Raw genomic sequence first — 5778 nt, forward strand, 5'->3', positions numbered from 1 at the left:
CTTTGCCATCTGCGAGACCGGCTTCGGCCTTGGCCTGAGCTTTCTCGACAGCTGGGCCGCCTGGCAGGCCGATCCGCAGCGCAGCACCCGGCTGCATTTCGTATCTTGCGAGCTGCATCCGTTTACCCGAGACGATCTGCGCCAGCTGCATGCGCGTCTGTTTGCCGACCAGCCAACGCTGCTGGCGCTCAGTCGCGAGCTGCTGGCCAGCTGGCCGCCACTGATGGCAGGCAGCCACCGGATCGAGCTGGCCGGCGGCCAGGTGGTGCTGACCCTGCTGTTTGGCGATGCCATGGACTGCCTGTGCAATCTGGCCGGCAAGTTCGATGCGTTCTATCTCGACGGCTTTGCTCCAGCGAAGAATCCGGACTTGTGGCAATTGCCACTGTTCAAACAACTGGCGCGGCTGGTCGCCGACCAGGCCAGCATCGCCAGCTATACCGTGGCAGGCGAGGTACGCCGCGCCTTGCAGGCGGCCGGCTTTGTGGTGGAAAAGCGCGCCGGTTTTGCCGGCAAGCGCCACTGCCTGGGCGGCGTATTCCGCGGCAAACGGCCGCCAGCAACCGTGCCGGCGCGCCACGCCATCGTGATCGGCGCTGGCCTCGCCGGCGCCGCGATCAGCGAGCGTTTGGCGCAGCGCGGCTGGCAAATCAGCCTGCTGGAGCGCCACGCCGCGCCGGCGCAAGAAGCTTCCGGCAATCATGCCGGCGCCTATCGGCCGGTAGTGGCGCTCGATGACAATCTGCAAGCACGCCTGGCTCGCGCTGCCTTTCTGTATGGCTTGCGCCAGTTCCGCCAACTACCGGGCCTCATCTGGCAGGCCTGTGGCGCCGTGCAGCTGGCCCGCGATGCCGACGAGCAGGCAAAGCTGCAACAGATCGCCGCCGCGCCCTGGCCGGCCGACTACCTGCAATGGCTGGAGCGCGATGCCGCCAGCGCCTTGGCCGGCAAGCCGCTCGCCAGTGGCGGGCTGTGGTTCGCCCAGGCAGGCTGGGTCAAGCCGACCTCACTGGTACACGCCTTGCTCGCCAAGGCAGGCAAGGCGATTAGCACGCAGTTTGGCGCCACCGTGAGTGCGCTGCATCACGATGGCCAGCATTGGCAAGCGCTCGACGATAGTGGCACCGTGCTAGCCAGCGCGCCAGTGCTGATTCTCGCCAATGCTGCCGACGCCATGCGCTTCGCGCCGGAATTGGGGTTGAGCGCCGATGAGCGGGTGGTCAGCCTGCTGGCCGGCGCAGCCGACCCGGCAGTGCGGACAGTGGTGTGTGGTGGCGCTTATCTGACACCGGCCCATGATGGCCTGGCAGCGCTAGGCTCGAGTCCAGCTAGCCCCACCGCACTTGCTGACAATCTGGCCCTGCTCGGCAATATGCTGCCGCAAGTCAAGCAAGCTACCGACACGCCGATGGCATGGCGCCAATGCGCACGCCCGAACAGCATCGACCGCCTGCCCCTCGTCGGACCACTGGTCGATAGCTCGCGCTGGCAGCCCAAATACGCCGGCAGCCTGCATCTGGCACCGCGCCGCACCGGCCTGTTCGCGCTCACCGGCTTTGGCGCGCGCGGCCTGGTCTGGTGCAATCTGCTGGCCGAGTTGCTGGCCAGCCAGATTTGCGGCGAGCCTTTGCCGCTGGAACGCGATCTGGTCAATGCCCTGGACCCGGCGCGTTTTCTGGCGCGGCATGGCGCGACGTCGCCGTAATCAGGCGCCCATTACAAAAGTGCAGGGAGCCGTGCGCTGAGCGCCTGCCGCTGCGCCGTGGCACTACCGAGCAAGGCAAAGCCAAGCAGCTCGCCGGCGCGACTCTGGTACAAGGCAGCCATGCCAGCCGCGTCAGCTTCAATCTGCCATTCACCTTCCACACCCGGCAGCGGTGGCGCCGCCACGGTCGAGCACGCCGGGGTTTTCACCACCACCGGCATGGCCGGATAGCTGACCTCGGTCGGCGTACCGGCCAGAGTCGGACCCAGCGCACGTGCCGACTGCATGATGGGCAGCACATAGGGCAGCACCTGCCCGGCTACCTCGGCGCAGTCGCCCAGAGCGTAGATATGCGGGTCACTGCTGCGCAGCTGACGATCCACCACGACGCCGCGATTCACCGTCAGCCCGGCCGCCTGCGCCAGGGCGATACGCGGCCGCAGGCCAACGGCCGACAGTACCAGATCGGCCTCCAGCACCTCGCCGTTCGACAGCGTGATGCGGTAGCCCTCCCCTGCCCGCTCCACCATGCTGGCCGATACACCGAGATGAAAACCGATGCCGATCGCTTCCAGCGCCTGCTGCATGCGCTCGCCTGCCTGACGCGGCAACAGGCGCGATAGCGGCCATGGCGCCAGATCGACCAGCTCGACAGTGAAACCGCCCAGCCGTAAATCATTGGCAAACTCGCAGCCGATCAGCCCGGCGCCGAGCAGCAGCACGCGCTGCTTGCCGTACAGCCGCTCGCGAAATCGCGCATAGTCGGCCAGATCGTTGACGCTGAGCACATCGGCCGCGCCATCGCCGGCAAGCGGCGGGGTAAAGGTATCGGCACCAAGAGCGAGCACCAGCTTGTCGTAAGCGAATTCGCCGGCACTGCTGTGCAGTCGTCGCTGCGCCGCATCAATGGCCGTGACGCGGGTGTCGCCGAGCACCTCGGCGCGCAACTCGGCAGCCATCTGCGCCGCCGTTTTCATTGCCAGTTGCGCGGCAGACTTGTTGCTTGCCAAGGCATTGGACAGCATCGGTTTGGAATAAAAGGCGCCGCTGTCAAAGCTGATCAGGCGCAATGGCACATCGGCTGCCTGCTTGCGGATTTCGCGCGCCAGGTTATAGCCGGCCAGGCCGCTGCCTATGATCGTGATCGGCTGGTTCATGTTTTCTCTCCTGCCTGTGCCGGAAACACAAAGGGCCGCCCACGGCGACCCTTTGCGCGTAGCGATGCTGTTAAGCGACTTCAACCATCTCGAAATCGGACTTGGCTACGCCACAATCCGGGCAGGACCAGTCGGCCGGAATATCTTCCCAGCGGGTGCCGGCGGCAATACCGTCGCCGGGCATGCCGAGCGCTTCGTCATAAACAAAACCGCAAACGATACAAACAAACTTGCGCATGGTGATTTCTCCAGTCGGGAATTAAGCGGCGATCTTGGCCAGTGCGGCACGATAATGGTTGGCGTGGCGTTCTTCCACCTTGGCCAGCGCGGCAAAGCGCTTGGCTGCCTTCTCCAGCGTCTGGGCAAAGCGGGCAGCATGTTGTTTCGATTCTTCGATCTGCTCGTCGATTTCCTGCACAGCCGCGGTGTTGCCCTCCAGCACCGCCTCGTGGCGGAACTTCGGATACATTTCGGTGTACTCGTAGGTCTCGCCGTCGATCGCGTATTGCAGGGCCTTGGCCGGGGTCATCGTGTCCTTGGGATAGAGCAGGTCAAGGTGGCCAAAGGCATGCATCACTTCCTGGTCGGCGGTCTCTTCGAATGCCTTGGCGGTTTCCAGGTCGCCCGCCTCGCGAGCCAGCTTGGCAAAATAACGGTATTTGATATGCGCCATCGATTCGCCGGCAAAAGCGGCTTCGAGATTCTGGATGGTGGCAGATTGGGTAGTGGCAGCCATGGTATTGCTCCTTTGCTCAGTGGTATGCGTTGACATGAGCGAATGGTAGGCCGCCCCACAACATAGGGCAAATTGATTATGTTTTAAATTGCGATTGGTAATTTCTATTCAGCTACCGCATCGGCCAGCATGGTCACCGCCGGCAGCGCGCTGCGCAAGATTGCCTGCCGCACCGCTTCCACCGCCTCGCGACGCGGGAAATTGCGCCGCCATGCCAGCACGATGCGGCGCGTCGGCGCCGGCTCGGTAAACGGGCGCAAGCCGAGCAGCTGGTGATCAGCCGAGGTGACCGAGGTCGCAGGCAATACCGTAACGCCGATGCCACCGGCCACCATATGGCGGATGGTAGTCAAGGACGAGCCCTGCAAGGTGCGCTGCAGGCTGCTGCCCGCCGGCAAGGCCTCGCGATTGAGCTCCGGGCAGGATTGGAGCACCTGGTCGCGAAAGCAGTTGCCGGGCGAGAGCAGCAATACGTTTTCGTCTTCGAGCTGCGAAGGGTCGATCGCCTGCAGCGCTTCCCAGGCATGGCCCTTGGGCGTCGCCACCATAAACGGCTCGTCATACACCGCCTGGGTGGCAATACCGCTTTCGCGAAACGGCTCAGAGAGCACTGCGATATCGATATCGCCCTGCTTGAGCATCTCGGCCAAGCGGGCGGTGTAGTTCTCTTCCAGCAGCAGCTGCATCTGCGGCGCCAGGGCGCGCAGATTCGGAATCAGAAACGGCAGCAGATAGGGGCTGATGGTGTAGATGGCACCAAGGCGCAAGGGGCCGGACAAGGGGTCCTTGCCCTGCTCGGCCAGCTGCTTGATGGTTTGCACCTGCTCCAGCACGCGCTGCGATTCCGATACGATGCGCTCGCCGATAGGGGTAACCGATACATCGCCCGCCGAGCGCTCGAACAGGGTGACGCCGAGCTCGTCTTCCAGCTTCTTCACCGCCACCGACAAGGTGGGTTGGCTGACAAAACAGGCTGCTGCCGCCCGCCCGAAATGGCGCTCTCGCGCAACGGCAACAATGTATTTGAGTTCGGTCAGCGTCATGGCGAGCGTAATCTGGCGAGTGAAAATAACAGCGGCCAGGAAGCTGGCCGCGCATTAGGAAAAGCTTACACTCGATCGGCCCACAAGTCATATTCGTCGGCTTCAACCACCTCGACATTGACAAAGTCGCCGACCTGCAAACCTTGCTTGTCGTCGATATACACCAAGCCATCGATCTCCGGCGCATCGGCATAGCTGCGGCCGACCGCGCCGTCGGCATCGATTTCGTCGATCAGCACGGTCAGCTGTTTGCCGATTTTCGCCGCCAGCTTGTTGGCGGAAATCTCTGCCTGCTTTTCCATAAAGCGCGCCTTGCGCTCCTCGGCTAGCTCAGCAGGAACCGGGTTGGCCAGGGCATTGGCAGTAGCGCCTTCAACTGGCGAGTAGGTAAAGCAACCAACCCGATCCAGCTGCGCTTCGCCGATAAAGTCCAGCAGCATGTCGAAATCCGCATCGGTTTCGCCAGGGAAGCCGGTGATAAAGGTCGAGCGAATGGCGATATCGGGGCACACCGCACGCCAGGCCTCGAGGCGCTTGAGCACATTCTCGGCATTGGCCGGACGCTTCATTGCCTTGAGCACCGCAGGGCTGGCGTGCTGGAATGGAATATCGAGGTAAGGCAGCACCTTGCCGGCCGCCATCAACTCAATCACCTCGTCGACATGCGGATAGGGGTAGACATAGTGCAGGCGTACCCAGGCTCCCAGATCGCCCAACTCCTTCACCAGCTCGGTCATGCGCGTCTTTACCGGGCGGCCATTGTGAAAGCCGGTCTTGTACTTCACATCCACACCGTAGGCCGAGGTGTCCTGCGAGATCACCAGCAATTCCTTCACCCCGGCCTTGACCAGGTTTTCAGCCTCGCGCAGCACCTCATGCACCGGGCGCGATACCAGATCGCCGCGCATCGACGGAATGATGCAGAAGGAGCAACGATGGTTGCAGCCCTCGGAAATCTTTACATAGGCATAGTGCTTGGGGGTGAGCTTGATGCCTTGCGGCGGCACCAGATCAATGAACGGGTCATGCGGCTTGGGCAGGTGCTCATGCACCGCCGCCATCACTTCCTGGGTAGCGTGGGGGCCGGTCACCGCCAGCACCGATGGATGGACATCACGGATCTGCTTGCCGCCTTCC

General features: G+C 63.2%; 6 protein-coding genes. 1 reads left to right on the top strand and 5 read right to left on the bottom strand.

Annotation, left to right across the window (positions count from 1 at the left end):
* Positions 1 to 1705: FAD-dependent 5-carboxymethylaminomethyl-2-thiouridine(34) oxidoreductase MnmC (gene mnmC, locus ACE3OH_RS18530; protein ID WP_374356672.1), on the top strand; the 1705-nt coding region annotated here is incomplete at its 5' end.
* 11 nt (positions 1706 to 1716) lie between these two features.
* On the opposite strand, the gene ACE3OH_RS18535 is transcribed toward mnmC, so the two are convergent.
* The 5 genes from ACE3OH_RS18535 to rimO form a co-directional block, all read right to left on the bottom strand.
* Positions 1717 to 2862 carry an FAD-dependent oxidoreductase gene (locus ACE3OH_RS18535; RefSeq protein ID WP_374356676.1) on the bottom strand — a complete coding sequence of 382 codons (1146 nt, stop codon included), beginning with the start codon at positions 2860 to 2862 and terminating at the stop codon, positions 1717 to 1719.
* A gap of 70 nt (positions 2863 to 2932) precedes the next feature.
* Positions 2933 to 3100: a rubredoxin gene (locus tag ACE3OH_RS18540; RefSeq protein ID WP_374356679.1), complete on the bottom strand. Its 168-nt coding sequence runs from the start codon at positions 3098 to 3100 to the stop codon at positions 2933 to 2935.
* Between the two features lie 21 nt (positions 3101 to 3121).
* The gene (locus ACE3OH_RS18545) at positions 3122 to 3598 is read right to left on the bottom strand and encodes a rubrerythrin family protein (RefSeq protein ID WP_374356682.1); all 477 of its coding nucleotides are present in this window, start codon (positions 3596 to 3598) and stop codon (positions 3122 to 3124) included.
* A 104-nt stretch (positions 3599 to 3702) separates the two neighbouring features.
* Positions 3703 to 4641 (bottom strand): LysR substrate-binding domain-containing protein, encoded by a 939-nt coding sequence (locus ACE3OH_RS18550; RefSeq protein WP_374356685.1) that lies wholly within the window; start codon positions 4639 to 4641, stop codon positions 3703 to 3705.
* Positions 4642 to 4706: 65 nt separating this feature from the next.
* The coding region (gene rimO, locus ACE3OH_RS18555; protein WP_374356688.1) for a 30S ribosomal protein S12 methylthiotransferase RimO at positions 4707 to 5778 on the bottom strand (1072 nt) is incomplete at its 5' end.

It is taken from the genome of Chitinimonas sp. (assembly GCF_041904975.1).
Classification (GTDB): Bacteria; Pseudomonadota; Gammaproteobacteria; order Burkholderiales; family Chitinimonadaceae; genus Chitinimonas.

What these genes read in the sequence shown, in the direction of transcription:
- ACE3OH_RS18535 (WP_374356676.1), bottom strand. Translation starts at nt 2,862, where the DNA reads ATGAACCAGCCGATCACGATCATAGGCAGCGGCCTGGCCGGCTATAAC.
- ACE3OH_RS18540 (WP_374356679.1), bottom strand. Translation starts at nt 3,100, where the DNA reads ATGCGCAAGTTTGTTTGTATCGTTTGCGGTTTTGTTTATGACGAAGCG.
- ACE3OH_RS18545 (WP_374356682.1), bottom strand. Translation starts at nt 3,598, where the DNA reads ATGGCTGCCACTACCCAATCTGCCACCATCCAGAATCTCGAAGCCGCT.
- ACE3OH_RS18550 (WP_374356685.1), bottom strand. Translation starts at nt 4,641, where the DNA reads ATGACGCTGACCGAACTCAAATACATTGTTGCCGTTGCGCGAGAGCGC.